The 21,867-nt window shown below is 38.9% G+C and carries 18 protein-coding genes; 8 read left to right on the top strand and 10 right to left on the bottom strand.

The genetic code is table 11. The features are described from left to right. A partial coding sequence (locus U9K52_RS03735) for a hypothetical protein (protein ID WP_322925474.1) occupies positions 1 to 489 on the bottom strand: 489 nt, incomplete at its 3' end. A gap of 2 nt (positions 490 to 491) precedes the next feature. Beyond that, entirely contained in the window at positions 492 to 2,129 is a 1,638-nt protein-coding gene (locus U9K52_RS03740; protein ID WP_322925475.1) for a T9SS type A sorting domain-containing protein, read from the bottom strand. Between the two features lie 225 nt (positions 2,130 to 2,354). On the opposite strand from U9K52_RS03740, the gene U9K52_RS03745 reads away from it, so the two are divergent. Further along, positions 2,355 to 2,624 carry an NUMOD4 domain-containing protein gene (locus U9K52_RS03745; protein WP_322925476.1) on the top strand — a complete coding sequence of 90 codons (270 nt, stop codon included), beginning with the start codon at positions 2,355 to 2,357 and terminating at the stop codon, positions 2,622 to 2,624. Positions 2,625 to 2,776: 152 nt separating this feature from the next. Here the strand turns inward: U9K52_RS03745 and U9K52_RS03750 are convergent, their stop codons facing one another. The 7 genes from U9K52_RS03750 to U9K52_RS03780 all read right to left on the bottom strand — a co-directional run bounded on the left by U9K52_RS03750 (position 2,777) and on the right by U9K52_RS03780 (position 11,534). Continuing rightward, complete coding sequence (locus U9K52_RS03750) at positions 2,777 to 3,622, bottom strand: phosphatase PAP2 family protein (RefSeq protein ID WP_322925477.1); 846 nt, start codon at positions 3,620 to 3,622, stop codon at positions 2,777 to 2,779. A gap of 175 nt (positions 3,623 to 3,797) precedes the next feature. Further along, the gene (locus U9K52_RS03755) at positions 3,798 to 4,322 is read right to left on the bottom strand and encodes a hypothetical protein (RefSeq protein ID WP_322925478.1); all 525 of its coding nucleotides are present in this window, start codon (positions 4,320 to 4,322) and stop codon (positions 3,798 to 3,800) included. Positions 4,323 to 4,350: 28 nt separating this feature from the next. Further along, positions 4,351 to 5,502, bottom strand: a complete 1,152-nt coding sequence (locus tag U9K52_RS03760; protein ID WP_248393992.1) for a zinc-dependent alcohol dehydrogenase — start codon at positions 5,500 to 5,502, stop codon at positions 4,351 to 4,353. A gap of 293 nt (positions 5,503 to 5,795) precedes the next feature. Further along, positions 5,796 to 6,314 carry a DUF2911 domain-containing protein gene (locus U9K52_RS03765; RefSeq protein WP_322925479.1) on the bottom strand — a complete coding sequence of 173 codons (519 nt, stop codon included), beginning with the start codon at positions 6,312 to 6,314 and terminating at the stop codon, positions 5,796 to 5,798. 214 nt (positions 6,315 to 6,528) lie between these two features. Further along, the gene (locus U9K52_RS03770; protein ID WP_322925480.1) at positions 6,529 to 8,220 is read right to left on the bottom strand and encodes a sodium:solute symporter; all 1,692 of its coding nucleotides are present in this window, start codon (positions 8,218 to 8,220) and stop codon (positions 6,529 to 6,531) included. A 100-nt stretch (positions 8,221 to 8,320) separates the two neighbouring features. Further along, positions 8,321 to 10,822: a PIG-L family deacetylase gene (locus tag U9K52_RS03775; RefSeq protein ID WP_322925481.1), complete on the bottom strand. Its 2,502-nt coding sequence runs from the start codon at positions 10,820 to 10,822 to the stop codon at positions 8,321 to 8,323. Between the two features lie 160 nt (positions 10,823 to 10,982). Next, the gene (locus U9K52_RS03780; protein WP_322925482.1) at positions 10,983 to 11,534 is read right to left on the bottom strand and encodes a DUF421 domain-containing protein; all 552 of its coding nucleotides are present in this window, start codon (positions 11,532 to 11,534) and stop codon (positions 10,983 to 10,985) included. A 268-nt stretch (positions 11,535 to 11,802) separates the two neighbouring features. Between U9K52_RS03780 and U9K52_RS03785 the strand changes: the two genes are divergently transcribed. The 3 genes from U9K52_RS03785 to kdpA all read left to right on the top strand — a co-directional run bounded on the left by U9K52_RS03785 (position 11,803) and on the right by kdpA (position 15,524). Then, positions 11,803 to 13,149, top strand: a complete 1,347-nt coding sequence (locus U9K52_RS03785; protein ID WP_322925483.1) for a sigma-54 dependent transcriptional regulator — start codon at positions 11,803 to 11,805, stop codon at positions 13,147 to 13,149. Positions 13,150 to 13,644: 495 nt separating this feature from the next. Continuing rightward, entirely contained in the window at positions 13,645 to 13,722 is a 78-nt protein-coding gene (locus U9K52_RS03790) for a potassium-transporting ATPase subunit F (protein WP_248394956.1), read from the top strand. 104 nt (positions 13,723 to 13,826) lie between these two features. Next, a complete protein-coding gene (kdpA, locus tag U9K52_RS03795) occupies positions 13,827 to 15,524 on the top strand; it encodes a potassium-transporting ATPase subunit KdpA (protein ID WP_322925484.1) in 1,698 nt (565 codons plus the stop codon). 136 nt (positions 15,525 to 15,660) lie between these two features. On the opposite strand, the gene U9K52_RS03800 is transcribed toward kdpA, so the two are convergent. Next, a complete protein-coding gene (locus U9K52_RS03800) occupies positions 15,661 to 16,017 on the bottom strand; it encodes a four helix bundle protein (RefSeq protein WP_322925485.1) in 357 nt (118 codons plus the stop codon). Between the two features lie 136 nt (positions 16,018 to 16,153). On the opposite strand from U9K52_RS03800, the gene kdpB reads away from it, so the two are divergent. The 4 genes from kdpB (at position 16,154) to U9K52_RS03820 (ending at position 21,790) form a co-directional block, all read left to right on the top strand. Continuing rightward, complete coding sequence (kdpB, locus tag U9K52_RS03805; protein ID WP_322925486.1) at positions 16,154 to 18,241, top strand: potassium-transporting ATPase subunit KdpB; 2,088 nt, start codon at positions 16,154 to 16,156, stop codon at positions 18,239 to 18,241. 459 nt (positions 18,242 to 18,700) lie between these two features. Continuing rightward, positions 18,701 to 19,312, top strand: a complete 612-nt coding sequence (locus tag U9K52_RS03810) for a K(+)-transporting ATPase subunit C (RefSeq protein WP_322925487.1) — start codon at positions 18,701 to 18,703, stop codon at positions 19,310 to 19,312. A 112-nt stretch (positions 19,313 to 19,424) separates the two neighbouring features. Further along, entirely contained in the window at positions 19,425 to 20,510 is a 1,086-nt protein-coding gene (locus U9K52_RS03815) for a porin (protein ID WP_322925488.1), read from the top strand. Positions 20,511 to 20,671: 161 nt separating this feature from the next. Continuing rightward, positions 20,672 to 21,790: a sensor protein KdpD gene (locus tag U9K52_RS03820; RefSeq protein WP_248394013.1), complete on the top strand. Its 1,119-nt coding sequence runs from the start codon at positions 20,672 to 20,674 to the stop codon at positions 21,788 to 21,790. Positions 21,791 to 21,867 lie beyond the last annotated feature (77 nt).

The raw sequence follows: 21,867 nt of genomic DNA on the forward strand, positions 1-21,867 counted from the left end.
ATACTGTCCGTTTGGTTCGGTAAAAGTAATATTTAACTTATCATAAGTCAGTTTACGGAATATATTAACTCCGGATGAATTCTTGCTCAGGGAAAACTTTCCGCTGCGCCCTAATACATTATAATAATAAGTATCTTCAGGAAAACCGTTGAAAGGATTGATATTCCTGTAAATAAGAGCGGTCAGTCCGTAGGTAGACCATCCTAAGCCCAGATCTGAAGCCTTATTGTAACGGCCTGAGTTATTGGGGTGGTAATTCATACCACAATTAAGAGTAATATCTTTGCTATGCGTTGCCAGAGAAAAAAACGGAATATTGGTTTCCGGAATACCGGAAGATATGGCTACAGGAGATTTTACATAAGTCGGTAAAGAAGCCGCTGACGGAGCTGAAAGAAAATTCTCTTCAATAGTAGCCGACTGGGCTGAAAAAAAGTTTACCGAAAGCTTTACTACAAGCAGTATTTTTATAATGTTCTTGATTCTCATAGTTACTTCTTAATCAATTTAGCACTCGCTGTTTTGTTATCATTCGTCTTCACCGTCACCAGATACGCTCCCTGAACCAGGTTCTGTGTATTGATCTTGGTCACTTTATTTTTTGTTTTCAGGCTCTGCAATTGTCTTCCGCCCATATCATATACAACAATTTCTGCCTCGAACTTTCCATCACCCAGCTTCCATCTTCCATCTTCCATTCCAATCTCCACATACGCGTAATCTGATACAGGATTCGGATAGATCTTAATATCCTGCTTTTCAATAAGCTGATCAATCTGCCTGTCACCCAGCTTTACGATCTTCCAGTTTTCTTTGCCAAGCTCTTCGGCGCTCGTCCCGGCCAAAACAATCGAACCGTCTCTGTTCAGCTTTATATCCGAAAGTCGTTCCTCTCTTTTCCTGGATTCTCCTTTTACATGTTTTCTCCACTGCTCATTACCATTCTGATCCAGATACAGCATCCAGAACGTTTCATCATCACTTTCAATTCTTCCTTCAGCCTGGGTATGGCCTCCTAAGAGAACGCCTTTAGACTTCCCGCTTCCATCTTCCTGCTTCCCGGCTATTACGCTCATTCCCATCAGCACATCCCGGTTTTTAAAATTGTAGGACTTCTGCCAGATCTCTTCTCCTCTTTCGTTGAGTGAGATCAGCCACAAATCGGTTCCTTCTTCAATGCCTACGGTTTTGTTTCCTGACCGTTCAGATCTTGATTCGCCTCCGATTAAATAACCTGTAGATGTTAAAGCTAAAGTTCTCAAATGGTCGTCTCCCTTTCCTCCGAAATTCTTCTCCCATTCTACTTTGCCTTCTTTATTGAGTTTGATAATCCAGTAATCACCCTCCCCAAAATTGCCGCTGGCTTTTGGCATCTGGCTGCTGGCTTTACTTCCCGCTTCCGGCATCCCGCTTCCAGCTACCGCTCCGCTTCTGGAATACACTCCAAGCAATGCCCCTCCGTCTTTCGTAGGAATCATTTTCTCTACTTCATCCAAGCCTTTTCCTCCTAAAATAAGTTGCGATAATTCTTTTCCGTTTTTATCTAATTTAACGACCAAAACATCTTTGGATCCGTAACCTTTTGCTGAATTCTGGACATTTCCTGCCACAAAGAATCCCATATCCGTTGTCTGAATTACCGCTCTGGCTTCTTCATCCGAATTACTTCCAATCGTTTTCTGCCACAATTCATCCCCGAATTCGTTGATGCGAATCAGCCAAAAATCGCTTCCGCCTTTGGAATCTTCCTTCTTGTCTAAGCCTTTCCCGCTGAATGATGTTCCTGCTAAAACGAATCCACCGTCCTGGGTATTCACGGTAGCCGAAAGGAAATCATGGTTCTGTCCCGAGAAATATTTCTCCCAGACTTCTTCGCCCTGCTGGTTGAGTTTAACCAAATGAAAATCGTAACCGTTGTTGGGCTGCTGGTTGTTGGCTGAAGCAGCGGTCCCTGAGGCTCTCGAAGGGATGCTGCTTCCTGTGATTAAATACTGCTGGTCGATGGTAGTGGTAACCTGGGAAAGAAAATCCTGGGTGGAGGATCTAATGTCTTTCTGCCAGATCACTTCCTGGGCAGAAATGCCCAGAACAAAGCACAAGAACAGTGCTCCTGAGTAGATTTTATTCATTCCTAATGTTTATTTCGAGTTGTGTTGATTATTAATTTTAAATCGCCGCAAAAATACTTATTTTATACAAGCTGGGGAAAAACTACAATATCAATTTATTATGAATTTGATCAGATAAAATATTTCCCCTTATTATAAATATGATTTGCAAAACTATGATCCATTAACGACAGAACATGTCGTTTCTTATATTAACATGATGAGAAAAATCAGGTAACCGTTGGAATGGCTATTAAAACTCCAATAAAAGGCTGTCGAAGATTTGACCAATATACAATCTCTAATTACGGAAGGCTGAAAAGCCTGGAACGGCAGGCGCCTTCACTATTCGGGAGGGAAAGAATGCTTCCTGAAAAAATGATGAAGCTGATTTTTGTAAAATATTTTAACCAATATCTCCAACAAAACAGTTATCACGTCCATTGTACTTTATCTTCAGACGGTAAAAAATACCGTAAGGTCCGTAGCAAGGCTGATATATTATCACTTTATTGAAAAGTTTGATTACAGCGATCAGGGTATTTCCATGTCCAAAGACGGGGACAGCCTGCATGTACACCAGTCGAATGTACAAAAGGAAAGCAACATTTACGGCTAACCGGGCAAGGAACCGAAATGTTATTTATTAGCAGGAAAGATTAAAGTAATTAGTTTTTCTCTGACTGATATATATTTTGTTTAACCGTTGGCATAAATTGAGATATAATACCGGTATTTTTCTGATAACAATACCCGATTATCATCATTATCAACGCAGGTAATAAAAGTATTAACCCCTCAGTTGCAAAGTATTTATGAAGCAATAAAGCCGCTAAAATGAGAATCCATCCCGATATGAAATAGTAATTTGCCAACCAGCAGCTTCGGTATTTCGGGTCTTTCTTTCGGTAAGGAATGATAATAAAGCTAACATGTGCAAGAATGGCTCCGGTTAAAATATCAATGACATGATGTTGATAGGTAGTCAATGTTGAAATTCCTAAAAGAATCAGCCAAATCATTAGAAACATCCGCCAATTGGTAAGATCTTTAAATACCGACCAGAATATAAAAGCAAAAGCAATATGCAGCGAAGGTGACTGGTTAAAAGGTGAATCAAAAGTATGTAAAAAAGAAAAAGGAAGTTTCAGGATACTGTTGGATACCTCCGGTTTTGTCAATGAAAATCGTAAAGGAACCGTAATAAAAAATATTCCGGCGATAATAATTACAAAAAGCATCCTCCATGTTAATATTTTTAGTTGATTTTTATTTTTACATGAAAAAAATACGAGACAGAAAAAAAATCCGCTTGCCATATACGGAACAATTGATAAAGGCACGAATGGAATTGATCTCTCAAAGTCAAAAGTAAATGATGGCAGATGCCCTAAAGAAGTAGCATGCCACGTACACAGATTGTAGACAGCCATGAATACAATTGTACAGACGGATAATGCAAAAGCCTGCTGCCGGATTTTCAATTGCTTTTCAGTCATTGATCTTTTTAACATAACTATTTTAACGAAATGATACAAAATGATGTACCAAAAAATCCCTGATGCACAGGTTTCTCTATAAAAGCTATTTTTGTGGTACTTTATTATTACGCTCTTACAGCGTTCTGTTGCATGAAGGGCGTCGTCTTAAAAAAACAGCCGGAATTTCTTCCGGCCATGAGTTGATTAATTACTTCTTTTTCTTCTTTGACGATATAACGCTTATGGCAATAGCAGTAACGGCCGCCGTTGCAGCTATCTTCAGCAGAAAATTCTTTCTGTTGTATTTCCATTCTGCTCCCCAGCCGCGCTCAGCAAAAATATTGGGCAAATGACCTTTTTTTAAGTCATCAATAATCCCTTCCAATGCACCGACGCGATCTGCCAATACCAGCGGAAGCCACCTGCCATAGCTGGATTCACTGTATTTAAAAGCAAATTTTCTGATTTCTCCGTTAAGACCTTCAGGCGGTGATGCCGTTCCAAAAGCAGCGGTTAAATTAGGCCGCTCTACTGACTTCAAAATTTCAACGTCTTCAGGCTGCTGTTCCGGTCTTTGCCAGGCATAACCTTCATGTTCTTCGTTGGTACGTTTCTTCATGGGATAAACGGGATCATTTTCAGGATCCGCATCAATTCCCCAGCCTTTTATATGAGTATAATCTGCCTGTTCACTTTTCTTAAAGTCGGAAGGCTTTGTTTCGTCTGTAATCATGTTGTACTATTTTTGGGTTAAAAAACTTTTAAGCAGTTGGCGGAATAAGCACAGTCTTTATGCAACCGTCAAGCTTTCTTGAAAATATATGATACGCATCCGCTACTTCTTCCAGCGGAACGCGGTGCGTAATGATTTGTTTCGGATCAAGAATTCCGTTTTTTACGTGTTCGATAAGCTTAGGCAAGTGACGTTTCACCGCCGCCTGGTTAGCCCGAATCGTAATTCCTTTATTCACCACATTCCCTATCGGAACCAAAGCATCCGTAGGACCGTAAACCCCTACAATAGAAACAATTCCACCTTTTTTAACGGAATTAATAGCCCAATGAAGCGCCGTTGTAGAGCCACCCTGTAAAAGTAATTTTGTTCCCATGACAGTATTCATGAAGTTTCCTTTCGCCTCGCAGCCTACGGCATCAATGCAGACATCGGCACCCAGAGAATCAGTCTGTGTTTTTATGAAGACCACGGGATCGCCGATACTGTTAAAATTATAAGCTTCGCATTGTGCATATTTGGCCACAAAATCAAGTCTGTATTCCAGCTCGTCGATGACAATTACCCGTCCTGCTCCAAAAAGCCATGCCGATTTAGCCGCCATAATACCGATAGGTCCCGCACCGAAAACCACTACCGTATCGCCTTTCTGAATACCCGCCATTTCTGCTGCCTGATAACCTGTAGGAACTACGTCTGTAAGAAGCACGGCATCATCGGGATCCATCCAGTCGGGAATAACGGTTGGGCCTACATCTGCGTAAGGTACGCGGGCATATTCTGCCTGTCCGCCCTGATATCCTCCGGCGGTATGGGAATATCCAAAAATACCGCCTACTGCGGTGGCCATCGGATTAGATTCATGGCAATTGCCGTACAGCTCCTGCTTGCAAAAGGCACATTTACCACAAGAAATATTAAAAGGGACCATAACCTTATCCCCTACTTTAAGGTTTTGTACAGAAGAGCCGATTTCAACGACTTCTCCAATAAACTCATGCCCAAAAGTAGTGCCGGTACGAGTATCGGGAACAAGGCCATGATAAAGATGCAGATCCGAACCGCAAATGCAGGATCTTAATACCTTTACAATAGCGTCTTCCGGATGTTCTATTTGCGGCTCGGGCATATTGCGGTCTGCGCGCACGCGGAAAGGTCCGCGGAAATTCATTGCTAACATATATGTATATTTTGTTGGTGATGCCATAGGTAAAGCAAAACAGAGACCGCCATAACGGCTTTTACTATAATTCCAGCACTATGTGGTATCTAAAGTTTTTTTGAAAAAGTATGTGGTAATAAGCAGATTGTTAATAAAATGTAAAAAATAGTAGATCATTTATTAAAAAGATGTCTGCAAATTGAAAAAGATTATAATTACAGCGATTAATCGGCCTTACATTAATTTTTATATATCAAAATTATAAAAAAAAATCCCGGCCAAAACCGGGATTTCAAATTTCATATTCAACCTTACTTAATCTCCACAGGAACCGAGATTTTATCCCAATCCATGGTGAATCCGTTTTTGTTGATTTTGTACACCAACGCTTCCTGGGTGGTTGGTAACGCTTTTGTTTTTACATCTACGCGTAAAGCATCTTTCGCCTGATCGTATTTATAAGCGCCCCATTGTTTTGGCTCTTTGTTGAAGATAGCCGTCCACAAACCGCTGGCTTTAGGGATCAGGAAAAAGCTGTATTTTCCGGCCAGAAGTTTTTTACCCTGAACGGTAATGTCTTTACTCGTTTCAAAAGTAGTGGCTTCATTGGCACCGGCACGCCAAACTTTATCGTAAGGTTCCAGTCCGCCCCAGATCGTACGTCCTTTCACGGAAGGACTGCTGTAATTGATAGTAATGTCGGCATCTTTAATTTTCCCTGTCGCAGTCATTGGTGGACTTGCCGGTTTTTTAGTTTCCTGTGCAAAGGCATTTACGGAAATCGTCATGGCCGCAACAAGAATGGTAGCAGATTTAAAAATTGTTTTCATAACACTTTATTTGTTTGTTGTCAAAGTATATTTTTCAGAATGATATTTTTTACCTGTTCTTAGGCTTATATTACCTTTATGCTAATAATACGCTCGCAGATCGGGCAGATTTAGCAGATTTTTTTGCGTAGATATCTGCGTCATCACCATAATTTGCGTGAGCTTTGGTTTTCTGCCAAAATGTAACCAGGCTTTTTATCTTATTCTTTTTCGTTTACGAATGTACTGCTTTCGGCTTATAAAACAATAACCCAATTGCTGAAAATAAAATGACCGCCGCAGCGCCGATGACATTGAGCCACAGGAAAGAAACAATATCGAATTGATAAACGGCAATAACCGCAATTTCAGAAAGAATTGCAGAAATAAAAACGTTTTGACCGTTGATTTTTTTATAGTAAAAGGCGACCAGGAAAATCCCCAATATCGGACCGTAGAAAAGGGAGCCTAATACATTCACCGCTTCAATAAGAGAACCCATCTGCGTGGCAAACATGGCAACGCCAATCGAGAAGATTCCCCAGGCTAACGTATGCAGTCGGCTGTACTTCAGTTCGGTTTTCTCATCCGGAATTTCTTTTCTGAATATCAGATGAATATCTTTTACCGAGCAGGCTGCCAGAGAATTCAGCGCCGCCGAAATGGAACCCCAGCTCGCTAAGAAAATGACTGCAAACAATAACCCGATCATTCCGGCAGGCAGGGTATTTTTTACGAAATACAGAAAAATATAATTGGTATCTGTTTTTTCCGCGTTATAATTCGATGTATTGATTGCCTCCTCTACCCTTCCGTGAAGTGCTTTTACCTCATCCTGCGTGTTTTTAAAATCCTGAATTGTTTTGTTAAGCTGAGGAGAATGTGTGTCTTTTAGCTTTAAAATTTCTTTCGATTCTGCATTAAATTTTGCTTGTAAATCCCGATGCTCTTTTTCGAATACCGCGGCCTGTTCAGGTTGTATCTCTTTCAGATTCTGATAAGAACGTTCATTAAAATAAATCGGAGCCGGCTTCAGGGAAAAGAAGGCGAAAAGCAAGGCACCGATCAGAAGAATTGAAAACTGCATCGGGATTTTAACCAATCCGTTCAGCAGCAAACCCATTTTTGCATTGGTATTGTCTTTCGCGGTAATATACCTTCCCACCTGACTCTGATCTGTCCCAAAGTAAGAAAGTGCCAGAAAAAAACCACCAATCAGTCCACTCCAGATATTGTATTTATCTTTCCAGTCGAATTCTGTGGTAATGACATTCAGCTTTCCGGATTTCCCGGCCAGATAAAGGGCGTCTTTAAAACCGATTCCGTTCGGCATATTTTCAATAAGCAGATAACCGGCGAAAGCCATGGTTCCCAGAATGATAAGGAACTGAAATTTTTGGGTATGGGCGATCGCTTTTGCCCCACCGACGTAGGTATAAATCAACAAAATCCCACCCGTTAAAACATTGGTTAAATAAATATTCCAGTTCAATACGCTGGATAAGATGATGCTCGGTGCATAAATGCTGATTCCTGTGGATAATCCTCTTGAAAAAAGGAAAAGCAGCGAAGTGAGCACTCTTGTTTTTTTATCAAACCGGTTTTCTAAATATTCGTAAGCCGTGTACACATTCAGACGCTGAAAAATCGGGATGAAGGTAATACAGATAACGATCATCGCCAAAGGCAGACCAAAGTAATACTGAACAAAACGCATACCATCAGTATAGGCCTGACCCGGCGCCGAAAGAAAAGTAATAGCACTTGCCTGAGTTGCCATAATCCCGATCAGCACTATATACCACGGCATTTTATTATCTGCTTTCAGGTAAGACTCGTTGCTTTTTTGGCCACGGCCTATATAAACCCCGTAAATAACCACTGCAACAAGGGTAAAGATGAGAACAGTCCAATCTATAGTACTCATGACCAGAATTTAGTAAAACAATAATAAAATACAATCTGAAAGACCAGCGCAGCTGCCAATAATATATACCAGAGATTCCAATTTTTAAGTTTTTTGTTCATCAGTTTTTCTGTGCAGATAAAAAGTTTAAAAATAATCGTGCAGCTCCCACATTTCCGGCAGGCAGCTGTCTGAAAAATGCCAGCGGCGTATAAATAAAATTACCCTTTCCATATTTGGCATATAAAGTTGAACCCTTCAGCGGCTCCTCGCCGGTGTCATGCATTTCGAAAAGCGGTTCATAAGCGGCATCCCATTGATCAGGAAAATAAGCGCCACGTTCCTGTACCCAGCCGTTGAAATCATTTTGAGTGATCTTATTCGGGAAGTTCAGTAACTTATGATTAGGGTTTAAGAATGTAACCTCAGCATTTTCTTCAGTTACCCGTTTATTGGCGATATGCAAATTATATATTCCCAGCTGGTCAACGGTTGTATCCTGATTGGTGTTATACTGCATCACCAGATTTCCTCCGCCTTTCACATAAGACCATAAAAAAGGCATCCAGCCTCCCAGTTTTTTCTCTGTGTTGTTGGCACGAACTCCCAGTACGATAGCATCATATTGCGACAGTTTGTTCTGAGTCCCGTTTCCAGATTCATTTACATTGCCGTAGAAATCTTCGTCTTTCAGAATATCTACCTGAATACCTGCAATGCGAAGAAACTCAGGAATGAAATCGCCGGCGCCTTCGATGTACCCTACTTTTTTAACATTCGCCCGGATATCACCTTTCATAACATTAACCGATGCCAGTGCAAAATATTGCAGGGAAGGTAAATGCGGATACTGGATTAATACCTGTTTTTTGTCATAAGTAATACCATCGGCAACGAAGTTCGCATCTAATTTCAGGCGGTTTGCCTGTATTGAAGCCAGCTTCGTTTTTGGAATTATATAATCTACGGTAAAATATTTTCCATTAACCGATTGTAAATCACCACCGCCTAATCGTTCTCCATTATACATCAGATTTACTCTTCCATTGCTTAATGGTTTATCGGAATTGACTTTAAAATTTAAACTTACCCGTAAATCTTCATTTTCTTTAACCAGATAAAGAGGTTGCGTAAATTTTACTTCTAATGCAGGAACAATGCGTAAAGGTTCGACGACATCGCCGCGTACAGGGTCCAATTTCTTAAATGATAAAGGAAGCTTTACCTGAAAATTTTCCGAACCTATTTTTAAAGTCAGTAAAACATTCAATGGTGAATCTGTCTCGGGTAAACCGACCAAAGTATCATTCGGAACAGAGAAAGTCGCCGCATTTGCGGGTGGTTTTGCTAACCAGTAAGGCTCCGTAAGTGCTGCATCTGCAGGAATCTGAATATCTTGCTGAATGGTAATTAATGAATCTTTTGCCAGTTTTCTGTTGAACTTTTCTGACTGGGTTAACCATTTTATATGTTCTAAAACGACAGGGCTTTCAGCTCTTGAAATCATATTCAACCTGAAATTGTATTGATCGCCGGCAACAGCTTCAGCCCGATTGGTAACGACTTCACCCATAAATCCTGCACAGCTTAAAATAATATGATCAAGAGATTTAATTTTATTTTTTTTCAGGTCTGAATCCTTTAATGCCATTACCTTTTTCCTCAAAACAAGCAAAGCGGGCAAACTAAGGTCCGGATGATTGAAATTGAATGTAGAAATAATCTTATCCAAAGCCTGGTCAATATCGGGACTTCCTTCTTTAGTCCAGGTTTTACTGATTCCGTCAAAAAGACTTGTTTTTGCAGGCTCACCATCAACGTGTGAAAAATATTCGGTTTTAATTCCGGCTACAGACTGTGTTCCTGCGCCCTGACTTTTATGCAGACTTCGACTTAATCCGGCCAGCTCACCGTAACCCATTCCCAGTTGGGCATCATATTGCCCAACCGTGATTTTCAGTTGATTTTCAGCGGTTGTATTGACCGAACCAAACCTAAACGTATTCCACAATACGCGTTTTGGCTGCCATGCATTAACATATTTCAGCTGATTCGGGAAAGCCGCTTTATCACCGGCGAGCTTAAAAGCTTTTTCTGCGACCACTGCCGAAGCCGCATGTTGTCCATGACCTGCCGCAGCTGTAGGAGGAAAACGACAAATAATCACATCAGGACGGAATTTTCGGATTACCCAGACCACATCAGCTATAATACTGTTTTCATCCCATTGTTTAAAAGTATCCGTTGTATTTTTGGAAAACCCGAAATCAATGGCGCGGGTAAAAAACTGTTGGGCGCCGTCCAGTTTTCTTGCTTCTAAAAGCTCATGCGTTCTGATTAAACCCAATGCAGCACCCTGTTCGGTGCCTAATAAATTCTGACCGCCATCACCTCTGGTTAAAGACAAATATCCTGTTTCCACATTCCGGTCGTTTACCAGCCAGGAAAGTAGACCTGTATTTTCATCGTCGGGATGTGCTGCAAGGTATAAAACTTTAGGCAGGTTTTTGAGTGTTTTAAGTTCGCGGTAAATTTCAGAAGATTTTGCAGGCCGGACCTGTTGAGCCGAACAAAAACCCGTATAAGCGCTAAGAATAAATACAATGAAAACTTTTTTGAACATTTGAATTGGCTTTGCAGGGCAAATATAAGTAAATCGTTTTTCTTAAAATTAAACAATAAGTATATAGTATAAAAATGCAGTTATTATGATGAATCACTCTTTAAAGGTCTTAAAAAACTAATGAAATTTATAAGTTAAGCTAAATAGTAAAACTTCTACATTATAATTCACCATTTTCAGGAAAACTTTCAATATCATGATTTTTTATTCCTTTTAAGGAACTGTTTGTGGTGGTTTGATCGTACATTTTAACGACACTAAGATCTCCATTTGCTTCAATAACCACAGCAAGTATTTCATCTATATTCTCTATACCTTTCTGGCGGATGGATGCCAGAATTTCTTCTTTGGTAACCGATTCCTTTTCCATATTGCTTTCAAGATAGATGCCCTTATAAAACAAAAGCTTCGGTGATGAATTGAGTAGCTTCTCCATAACTTTCGACTTGCGGGAAAGTTTTGCAAATAATAACTGCATGGAAATAATAAGGAATAATACAACGACACCTTCAGTAAGGCTCACTTGTGCAAGCATCATATAAGCCAGGACCGACCCGAGTGTTACCGTTACCACAAAATCGAATGCATTAAACTTGGCGAGTGTACGCTTTCCTGAGATTCTTATAAACAGAAAAAGTGTTACAAAAGAAATGACGGTAAGTAACGCAACATGCCCTACTTTAGTCCAGCTTTCAAAAAATATATTATCCATAGGAAGTGTTTTTAAATTAATCCTGACTTATTGATGTTTATCAAGTACATCTGCAAACATCCAACCATTAGATTTTTATAACATTTATCAGTTATTTAAATAAACAAAAGAAAATCATATGTTAAAAGCTTATTTTCAACATACTCTTTGAATTATTCTCATAATATAATATGTACTTAAATCTATTGCAAATCGCACAGGATATTTTATTCTCATTTCAACTTAACCTATTAAAAGATAATCTAAATTTGTAAACAAAATAACAACAGTGAGTAAAATACTGGTCATCGACGATGAAGAGAAAATAAGAACGCTTTTATCTAAAATTTTAAGTCTTGAAGGATATGAAGTTTTCCAGGCTTCAGATCTCAAAAATGCGATGAAAAGACTGGAGTTTAGCGATATAGAGGTTGCAGTATGCGATGTAAAGCTTCCGGACGGCAGCGGAGTGGATTTTGTGAAAAAAATAAAAGAAAAATATCCCTCGCTGGAAATTATTCTCTTAACTGCTTACGGCAATATTCAGGATGGTGTTCAGGCGATTAAAAACGGGGCTTTTGATTATATTACAAAAGGCGACGACAATAATAAGATCATCCCACTGGTCTATAAGGCGCTGGAAAAAGTTTCTCTCAATAAAAGAATTTCCCAGCTCGAAAAACAGCTGGGTAACAAACATTCATTTGAATCGATTATAGGACATTCCAGAAAAATAAAATCTGCGATAGAATCTGCGAAAAAAGTAGCGACCACTGATGCAACAGTACTGCTTACCGGTGAAACAGGAACCGGAAAAGAAGTTTTTGCCAACGCTATTCATAATGCAAGCAACCGTACAAAGTATAATTTTATTGCCGTAAACTGCTCTGCCTTCAGTAAAGAACTATTGGAGAATGAACTCTTCGGACATAAAGCAGGAGCCTTCACCGGAGCCGTAAAAGATTCGAAAGGAATTTTTGAAGAGGCCGATAAAGGGACCGTTTTCCTGGATGAGATCGGCGAAATGCCAATGGATCTTCAGGCTAAATTATTACGTGTTCTGGAATCCGGAGAGTTTTTAAAAGTAGGAGACAGTAAAACCACTAAGATAGACGTAAGAATTATTGCAGCGACCAATCGGAACCTCGAAAAAGAAATAGAAAACGGAAATTTCCGGGAAGACCTTTTTTACCGCATTAACATTTTTACCGTACAATTACCGCCTCTTCGGGAAAGAGTGAGTGATATCGAAGAGCTTACTTACAACTTTCTGAAGAACTTTTCTCTAAAAACCGGCAAAAAAATATCCGGCTTTTCAAAAGAGTACGGAGAAGCCCTGAAAAAACATCCCTGGAAAGGAAACATCCGTGAGCTACGGAATGTCATTGAGAGAAGCACTATTCTTACCGATGAAGATGAGCTTCAGGTAGAATCGCTCCCTCAGGATTTTCAATATGATCAGGAAATCAATATAAAAGGTAAAATCCTTTCAGCTTTTGAGCTGGCAGGTGCCGAAAAAATTCATATCCAAAAAGTCCTGAACTATGCCAATGGAAACAAAACCAAAACGGCAGAACTTTTAGGTATCGCGCTTACAACATTATACAGGAAAATTGAAGAATATCAGATTAAGTAGAGAGAGGTAAGAGGTGAGAAGTAAGAAGTAAGAAGTAAGAAGTAAAAAGTGAAATGGAAAACGTAATAAATATTGCAGCGAATTTCATCCTCTCACTTCTCACTTTTTACTTTCAATTGCCAGTTCTCACTCAAATAAATCCTTTCATAATAACAGCATCAACCCTTTCATTTTGAAAGGGTTTTTTGTTGTTTAAAATCTATATTAAATTTTAATATGATGAAATTCAATATTTTATATAAAAAATTCTCAGCTGGACCAGCATTTGAAAAATAGTATGGCATAACAATAATCGTTCGCTATGCAAAAATGGAAAATCAGGATGTACAGGAAAACAAAGACCTGGCATTTATTAGCAATCTTCTATGGCCTTTTGGTCTGCTTCGCAATTACATACAGAATTTTTAATCAATAAAACATGACACTTGTATTAACCATCTCGGGTATTGTACTTTTTGTACTTTTTTTTCTAACCGTAAAATATTTTGAAAAAATATGACAGCATTATTCATCATCGCCATCGCCGTATTTGTTTACATAGGCTACGTGCTGATAAAACCGGAAAAATTTTAAAACCGGTAAAAAGTGAAACGTGAAAACTAAGACGTCCTTCTGATGTTCTTTATTATAGCTAATCACCACTTACCTCTTATTTACAACATCTAACTATCTAAAAAATGAATACAGAAATTGCAGGAATTTTTCTTATGTATGCTCTCGTGGTTTTGTTTGCAATTCCGCTGGGAAGATATATGGGAAAGATCTTTACCAAAGAAAAAACCTGGCCGGATAAAATTTTCAATCCTATTGACCAATTATTTTACAAAATTTCCGGTGTAAATCCTGAAAAGGAAATGAACTGGAAACAACACCTTGCCGCTTTACTCACCATCAATATCGTTTGGTTTCTCATTTCCATGTTTGTGCTCACCAATATGGAGTGGTTACCACTCAATCCGGACTATAATCCTTCAATGAGTGGAGATTTGGCATTCAATACAGCAGTGAGCTTCGTTACCAATACCAACCTTCAGCATTACTCGGGGGAATCCGGATTATCTTATTTAGGACAATTAACCTTAATGCTTTGGCAGTTTATCTCTGCAGCCTGCGGTATTGCTATTGCTGCCGTTGTTTTCCTTGCAATGAAAGAGAGAACTACAGATAAATTAGGGAACTTCTATTATTTATTCATCAGAACCTGTACAAGAGTTTTATTTCCAATTGCTGTAATGGTAGCTTCTTTATTGGCTTTCAGCGGAACTCCGATGACTTTTGAAGGGAAGGACACCATCACCACTTTACAGGGAGATCAAGTGGAAGTAAGCCGCGGCCCGGTAGCCGGATTTGTAGCCATCAAACAGCTGGGCACAAATGGAGGCGGATTTTTCGGTCCAAATTCTGCACATCCACTGGAAAATCCAAGTTATTTTACCAATATTGTAGAAACAGTATCGATAATGCTGATTCCGATTGCGATGGTATTTGCGATGGGTTATGTTTTAAAAAGAAAAAAACTGGCATGGACAATTTTCGGAGTGATGACTGTTGGATTCCTGTTGTTATTAACCCCAACTGTAATTAATGAAGTTAATGGAAACCCTGCCATTGAAAAAATGGGAATCACTCAGAATTTAGGAAGTATGGAAGGAAAAGAAGTTCGCTTCGGACCTGCTGCTTCAGCATACTGGGCCATTAACACCACCGTAACCAGTAATGGTTCTGTGAATGCGATGCATGATTCTCTGACTCCGCTTTCAGGAATGAATACCATGCTCGGAATGATGGTTAATGCCTTTTACGGAGGTGTGGGTGTAGGTTTTCTCAACTTTTACATCTTCATCATTCTTGCTGTTTTCATCAGTGGACTGATGGTAGGAAGGACCCCCGAATTTTTAGGCAAGAAAATCGAGGCCAGAGAAATGAAAATTGCAATGATTATTGCACTTCTCCACCCGTTGCTGATTCTTGCAGGAACTGCAATTGCAAGTTATATGGTGGCCCACAATCCAGCTGAATACGGCAAATGGCTAAATAATCCGGGCTTTCACGGCTTCAGTGAAATGCTGTACGAGTTTACCTCATCAAGTGCCAATAACGGAAGCGGCTTTGAAGGACTGGCAGACAACAACCCTTTCTGGAATATTGCCTGTGGAATTGTAATGCTAATGGCGAGATATTTACCCATTATCGGTCCGGTAGCTATTGCAGGAAGCCTTGCTGCCAAAAAATATATTCCGGAAAGTGCAGGAACCTTAAAAACAGACACCGCGACATTCGGTTTAATGGTATTTGCGGTAATTGCTATCGTGGCAGCCCTGTCATTCTTCCCGGCTTTGGCTTTAGGACCTATCGCTGAGTATTTTAGTATGTGAGAAGTAAGAAGTAAGAAGTAAGAAGTAAGAAGCTAGCTGTTAAAGGTAATGCAACTCGTGCAAAACATCCCAATCCCTCTCACGTCTTACATCTCACGTCACCTCTCACTTTTTACTTTTACATCTTACTATTACCCTACTCACTAAGCAATTTTCGCTTCAAACCATAAGTAAGTTTACCAATGGTTTCGAGTTTATGATTTAGCAAATTAAAATCTTCATCAGATAAAAATTCTAACTCTACTGAAATGATAAACAAGGTATCAAGTTCTGCAATAGAACCAATAGCAATATCAAGAAATCTTACAAATTCTTTCTTACTCGCTCTTGCAGCACCTTCAGCAATATTTAGAGAAATTGATAATGCAGCTCTTCGCATCTGCGAAGTAATGCCAAAAAGTTCTTCTTTAGGAAAAGAACTGGTAATCAGATATAAATCTTTTATTAACCAAATGCTGTCGCTCCAGGCTTTTAAGTTTCTATGAGGTTTCATCAAAAATGTTTTTAAAATAATAAATATATGTACAAATTCTGGAAGTTAATTAAAAGTAAAAAATTAGAGGTTCTAATAATCAACTTTTTACATTTTACATCTTACTTCTCACATTTTACTTCTAAAAAATAAAAAAATGAAAGGAAATAACAATTTGTTTCAGGCAGAATTAGTTAATGAAGCGCTGAAACAATCATTTATAAAATTACACCCGGCAAAAATGTTCCGAAATCCGGTAATGTTTATGGTGTACATCGGGACTTTGGTTATGGCCGGAGTATGTATCTGGATTGCCATGGGTGAACAAAGCCAGGGAGGCCTGATTTATAATATCATTGTGACACTCATATTATTTATCACGCTTCTTTTCGCCAACTTTGCGGAAGCTATTGCCGAAGCAAGAGGTAAAGCACAGGCAGATTCTTTGAGAAAAACGAGAGAGGAAACGCCAGCCAAAAAGGTGAAAAATGAGATGTTAAGTGTGAAAAGTCTTTTCGCTTTGGAACCTTCTGACTTCTTACTAACAACTTCTAATTTATTGAAAAAAGGAGACGTATTTGTTTGCGAAACTGGAGATATTATTCCATCTGACGGTGAAATCATTGAAGGATTGGCAACAATTGACGAAAGTGCCATCACCGGAGAATCTGCACCGGTAATCCGTGAAGCTGGTGGTGATAAAAGCAGTGTAACGGGAGGTACAAAAGTTCTTTCTGATAAAATAAAAGTGAAAGTAACAACGGAACCCGGCGAAAGCTTTCTTGATAAAATGATTGCCCTGGTAGAAGGTGCTTCCAGACAGAAAACACCAAACGAAATTGCTTTAACTATTTTGTTGGCAGGATTTACCTTGGTGTTCATCATCGTTACGGTTACTTTAAAACCATTCGGTGATTATGCCAATACACCGATTACTATTGCTGCATTTATCTCTTTATTTGTATGTCTTATCCCTACTACCATCGGAGGATTGTTATCAGCTATCGGTATTGCGGGGATGGACAGAGCTTTGAGAGCCAATGTAATCACTAAAAGTGGTAAAGCAGTAGAAACTGCGGGAGACATCGATGTTTTATTACTGGATAAAACCGGAACGATTACTATTGGAAACAGGAAAGCCACCCATTTCTATCCTGCGGATGGAATTAGTGAAAATACATTGATTAAAGCTGCGGTTTTAAGTTCAATGGCTGATGAAACACCCGAAGGAAAATCCATCATAGAACTTAGTGAAAAGTTAGATGTAAAAGGTATTGTGAAGGGAGAACTGGCACTTCTTACTTCTCACTTCTCACCTGCATACATCAATTTCACAGCAGAAACAAGAAGTTCCGGTATTGATTATGAGAATACACGAATCAGAAAAGGCGCAACTGATGCAATTAAAAATATTGTTACAAATTCGGGCAATATATTTCCGGCAGAAGTTGAACAGAAAGTCAGGGAAATCTCTCAAAACGGCGGAACACCGCTCGTGGTTTCAGAAAATGAAAGAGCACTTGGGGTTATAGAACTTCAGGACATCATCAAGCCGGGAATCAAAGAGCGTTTTGACCGTCTGAGAAAAATGGGTATTAAAACGGTGATGGTAACCGGGGATAATCCTTTAACCGCAAAATTCATTGCTGAAAAAGCAGGAGTCGATGATTTTATCGCAGAAGCAAAACCTGAAGATAAAATGAATTACATCAAAAAAGAACAGGCAGAAGGAAGGCTGGTCGCCATGATGGGTGACGGAACCAATGACGCGCCGGCTCTTGCTCAGGCGGATGTGGGTGTAGCAATGAACAGCGGAACCCAAGCTGCAAAAGAGGCCGGAAACATGGTGGATCTTGATAACGACCCAACAAAACTGATTGAAGTTGTGGAAATCGGAAAACAGTTATTGATGACCCGTGGAACGCTTACAACCTTCAGTATTGCAAATGACGTAGCCAAATATTTTGCGATCGTTCCCGCTTTGTTTATTGCTTCAATTCCGGCTTTGCAAGGTCTTAACATTATGGGACTCCATTCACCTGAATCCGCGATTCTTTCAGCTGTAATTTTCAATGCAATTGTAATCCCGATGCTGATTCCGCTAGCTTTGAAAGGAGTGGCTTACAAACCCATCGGTGCAAGCGCATTGTTAAGAAGAAACCTTTTGATCTATGGTTTAGGAGGTGTTTTAATTCCATTCATCGGAATCAAAATTATAGATTTAATCGTATCAGTTTTTATTTAAAAAGTAAGAAGTAAGAAGTAAGAAGTGAAAAGTAAGAGGTCAAATTTGTTTATAGAACTTTAGTCTTTGTTTTACCTATGCTTCTTACTCTCAATCACATCCATATTTAATAACATTATTGTGAGAAGTGAGAAGTAAAAAGTGAGAAATGAGAAGTCAGATTTGTTTACGTTTTAACAGTTACTTCTTACCTCTAACTTCTTACTCTCAATCATATCCATTTTATTTAATAACATTATTGTGAAAAGTAAAAGTGAGAAGTGAAAAGTCAGATTTATTTACGCTTTAACAGTTACTTCTTACCTCTAACTTCTTACTCTCAATCATATCCATTTTATTTAATAACATTATTGTGAAAAGTAAAAGTGAGAAGTGAAAAGTCAGATTTGTTTACGTTTTAACAGTTACTTCTTACCTCTAACTTCTTACCTCTCACTATAAAACCAAACATTCAAAACTATGAAACAAAACATATTGCCAGCCATCAGATTAACATTATTCTGTGCTGTGTTTTTTTCAGGAATTTATACCTTTTTAATCTACGGAATAGCTCAGGCAGCTCCGAATAACGGAAAAGGAGAAATCATTTTAAGTGAAAAATCAAATGTTAAAAACAAGCAGTCCGGAAAAGCTTCTAACTCACCAAAAACTTCTTACTATTACGCCAATATAGGACAGAAATTCGATAAGGATGAATATTTCTGGTCCAGACCTTCCGCGGTAGATTATAACGCTGCAGGAGCGGGAGGAAGTAATAAAGGACCTTCTAACCCTGATTATCTTAAAGAAGTTGAAGGAAGAATTGATAATTTTCTGAAACACAACCCAACGGTTAAACGGTCTGAAATTCCTTCGGATATCGTTACAGCAAGCGGTGCAGGTCTGGACCCGAACATTTCTGTACAGGCTGCCAGAGTTCAGGCCCAAAGAATTGCCGACATCAGAAAAATCGACATCAATACGGTAAACACACTTATTGAAAAAAATATCGAGCCTCCTTTCCTTGGAATATTCGGAACTGAAAAAATTAATGTTTTAAAACTCAATATCGCATTAGACGGTTTGAAGTAATAAGTAAAAATAGTGAAAGGTAAGAAGTGAGAAGTATTTGAAACCTTTTTCATTGATTACTATCTTTTTACTTTTCACATTTTGCTTCTAACCTCTTTTAATAAAATTTAAAATGAAAAGAAAATTATCATTACTTGCATTTGTAATGCTTGGTGCAGTTTCTACACTGCAAGCTCAGGAAGAAACTAAAAATCCTTTAAAAATCTCCGGTTATGCAGAAGTATATTACCAGTATGATTTCAATAATCCTGAGAACAATACAAGACCCGGATTCGTGTATAGTCACAACAGGAACAATGAGGTAAACCTTAATTTAGGATTTGTAAAAGCCAATTATGAAACTGAAAAGTTCAGAGCCAATATTGCGTTAGGCGCAGGAACTTATATGAATGCCAATTACGCAGCAGAACCCGGCGTTTTAAAAAATATTTATGAAGCGAACATAGGAGTAAAAATATCAAAAAACAAAAACCTCTGGATTGATGCAGGTGTGTTGCCTTCACACATTGGTTTTGAAAGTGCGGTCAGCAAAGACTGCTTTACTTTGACAAGAAGTATTTTGGCAGATAACTCGCCCTATTTTGAAAGCGGTGCAAAAATCTCTTATACCAGTGACAGCGGAAAATGGTTTTTGAGCGGACTTGTTCTGAACGGATGGCAGAGAATTCAGCGTGTTGACGGGAATTCCACGGTTGCCTTCGGACATCAGCTCACTTTTAAGCCTAATGAAAAGATTACTTTAAACAGCAGCTCTTTCATAGGTAATGATAAACCTGACAGCATCAGACAAATGAGATATTTCCACAATCTTTACGGAAGTTTCCAGATCAGTCAAAAGTTTGCCTTTATCGCAGGTTTTGATATCGGTGCAGAACAGAAAGCTAAAGGAAGTGAGCAGTACAATGTTTGGTACTCTCCTGTCCTGATTGCCAAATATGCTCCAATACAAAAACTAAGCTTTGCTGTAAGAGCCGAATATTACAGCGACGAAAAAGGCGTTATCATTGCAACGGGAACAGAAAACGGATTCAAAACTTTCGGATATTCTTTCAATGCAGATTACTGGATTCTCCCTAATCTTGTCTGGAGAACAGAACTTAAGAATTTAAGCAGTAAAGATGACATCTTTTTGAACCGGGATAATATTCTGAAATCAAACAGCCCATCTGTAGCAACCTCATTGGCGGTAAGCTTTTAATGAAAAATGAGAAGTAAGAAGTGAAAGGTAAAAGGTGAAAGGTGAAAAACCAGATTAGGAGAAAAGTGAAAAAAATTACTAATTATTTCTTCTCACTCTTACTTCTCACTTCTTACTTTTCACAACTCTTAAATCATTACATTTGACACACATAATCCGTTATGAATAAAAATTCTGCACAGGATTTCCTTGACCTGATCAAAAAATCAAGACGGGGAAAATTTAAAATCTACATCGGAATGAGCGCCGGTGTAGGAAAAACCTATCGTATGCTGCAGGAGGCTCACGCCCTTCTGGAAAACGGAATTGATGTGAAAATCGGCTATATTGAAACCCATCATCGTAAAGAAACACATGCTTTATTAGAAGGATTGCCTATTATTCCAAGACGGAAATTATTTTACCGGGGTAAAGAGCTTGAAGAGCTTGATGTTCAGGCAGTTTTAAATCTCCGTCCCGAAGTAGTAATTGTAGACGAGCTTGCGCACACCAACATTGAAGGCAGCAAAAACGAAAAACGTTGGCAGGATGTCGTTGAAATTTTAGATGCGGGAATCAACGTGATTTCTGCGGTCAACATTCAGCATATTGAAAGCCTTAATGAAGAAGTAAAGGAGATCACCGATATTGAGGTAAAGGAAAGAATTCCTGATTCCATTCTTTCTCAGGCAGATGAGGTGGTAAATATCGATCTTACCGCTGAAGAACTCATCAACCGTCTGAAAGCAGGAAAAATTTATGACAAAACGAAAATTAACGCAGCATTAAATAATTTTTTCAGGGCGGAAAGTATTTTACAGCTTAGGGAACTTGCCTTAAAAGAAGTTGCATCACAGGTAACGAGAAAAGTAGAATCTGAAATAACGATTCATAAATCGTTGAAAAAGGAAAAATTTCTGGCCTGCATCAGCTCGAATGAAAAAACGGCAAAGAATGTGATCCGAAAAACAGCAAGACTGGCAAATTATTACAACAGCCAATGGTACCTTTTGTATGTTCAGGTTCCGAGTGAAAGTTCGGATAAAATTGCATTAGACAAACAGCGGCATTTAATTAATAACTTTAAATTAGCCACAGAATTGGGTGCGGAAATTATAAAAGTTGAAGATACCAAAATAGCACATGCTGTCATGACACAGTGCGAAGAAAGAAATATCACCACAGTCTGTATCGGAAAACCTCATCTGAACCTCTGGAAGATTATTCTGGCAACCGATACTTTCAATACGCTGCTTAATAAACTTTCCCGGGAAAATATAGATTTGGTCATCTTGAGTTAGATGTAAAAAGTCAGAAGTTAGAAGTTGAATGTAAAAAGTTAGAAGTAAAATGTAAAAAGTGTTATTCTTTCATTTTT

This window comes from Chryseobacterium sp. MHB01 (assembly GCF_034651565.1).
Classification (GTDB): Bacteria; Bacteroidota; Bacteroidia; order Flavobacteriales; family Weeksellaceae; genus Chryseobacterium; species Chryseobacterium nepalense.

Bases quoted from the DNA above. Each gene is read 5' to 3' on its own strand.
- kdpB (WP_322925486.1), top strand. From the start codon at position 16,154: ATGAAAGGAAATAACAATTTGTTTCAGGCAGAATTAGTTAATGAAGCG.
- U9K52_RS03800 (WP_322925485.1), bottom strand. From the start codon at position 16,017: ATGAAACCTCATAGAAACTTAAAAGCCTGGAGCGACAGCATTTGGTTA.
- U9K52_RS03765 (WP_322925479.1), bottom strand. From the start codon at position 6,314: ATGAAAACAATTTTTAAATCTGCTACCATTCTTGTTGCGGCCATGACG.
- U9K52_RS03815 (WP_322925488.1), top strand. From the start codon at position 19,425: ATGAAAAGAAAATTATCATTACTTGCATTTGTAATGCTTGGTGCAGTT.
- U9K52_RS03790 (WP_248394956.1), top strand. From the start codon at position 13,645: ATGACAGCATTATTCATCATCGCCATCGCCGTATTTGTTTACATAGGC.
- U9K52_RS03780 (WP_322925482.1), bottom strand. From the start codon at position 11,534: ATGGATAATATATTTTTTGAAAGCTGGACTAAAGTAGGGCATGTTGCG.
- U9K52_RS03770 (WP_322925480.1), bottom strand. From the start codon at position 8,220: ATGAGTACTATAGATTGGACTGTTCTCATCTTTACCCTTGTTGCAGTG.
- U9K52_RS03740 (WP_322925475.1), bottom strand. From the start codon at position 2,129: ATGAATAAAATCTACTCAGGAGCACTGTTCTTGTGCTTTGTTCTGGGC.
- U9K52_RS03750 (WP_322925477.1), bottom strand. From the start codon at position 3,622: ATGTTAAAAAGATCAATGACTGAAAAGCAATTGAAAATCCGGCAGCAG.
- U9K52_RS03810 (WP_322925487.1), top strand. From the start codon at position 18,701: ATGAAACAAAACATATTGCCAGCCATCAGATTAACATTATTCTGTGCT.
- U9K52_RS03760 (WP_248393992.1), bottom strand. From the start codon at position 5,502: ATGTTAGCAATGAATTTCCGCGGACCTTTCCGCGTGCGCGCAGACCGC.
- U9K52_RS03745 (WP_322925476.1), top strand. From the start codon at position 2,355: ATGGCTATTAAAACTCCAATAAAAGGCTGTCGAAGATTTGACCAATAT.
- U9K52_RS03775 (WP_322925481.1), bottom strand. From the start codon at position 10,822: ATGTTCAAAAAAGTTTTCATTGTATTTATTCTTAGCGCTTATACGGGT.
- U9K52_RS03820 (WP_248394013.1), top strand. From the start codon at position 20,672: ATGAATAAAAATTCTGCACAGGATTTCCTTGACCTGATCAAAAAATCA.
- U9K52_RS03755 (WP_322925478.1), bottom strand. From the start codon at position 4,322: ATGATTACAGACGAAACAAAGCCTTCCGACTTTAAGAAAAGTGAACAG.
- kdpA (WP_322925484.1), top strand. From the start codon at position 13,827: ATGAATACAGAAATTGCAGGAATTTTTCTTATGTATGCTCTCGTGGTT.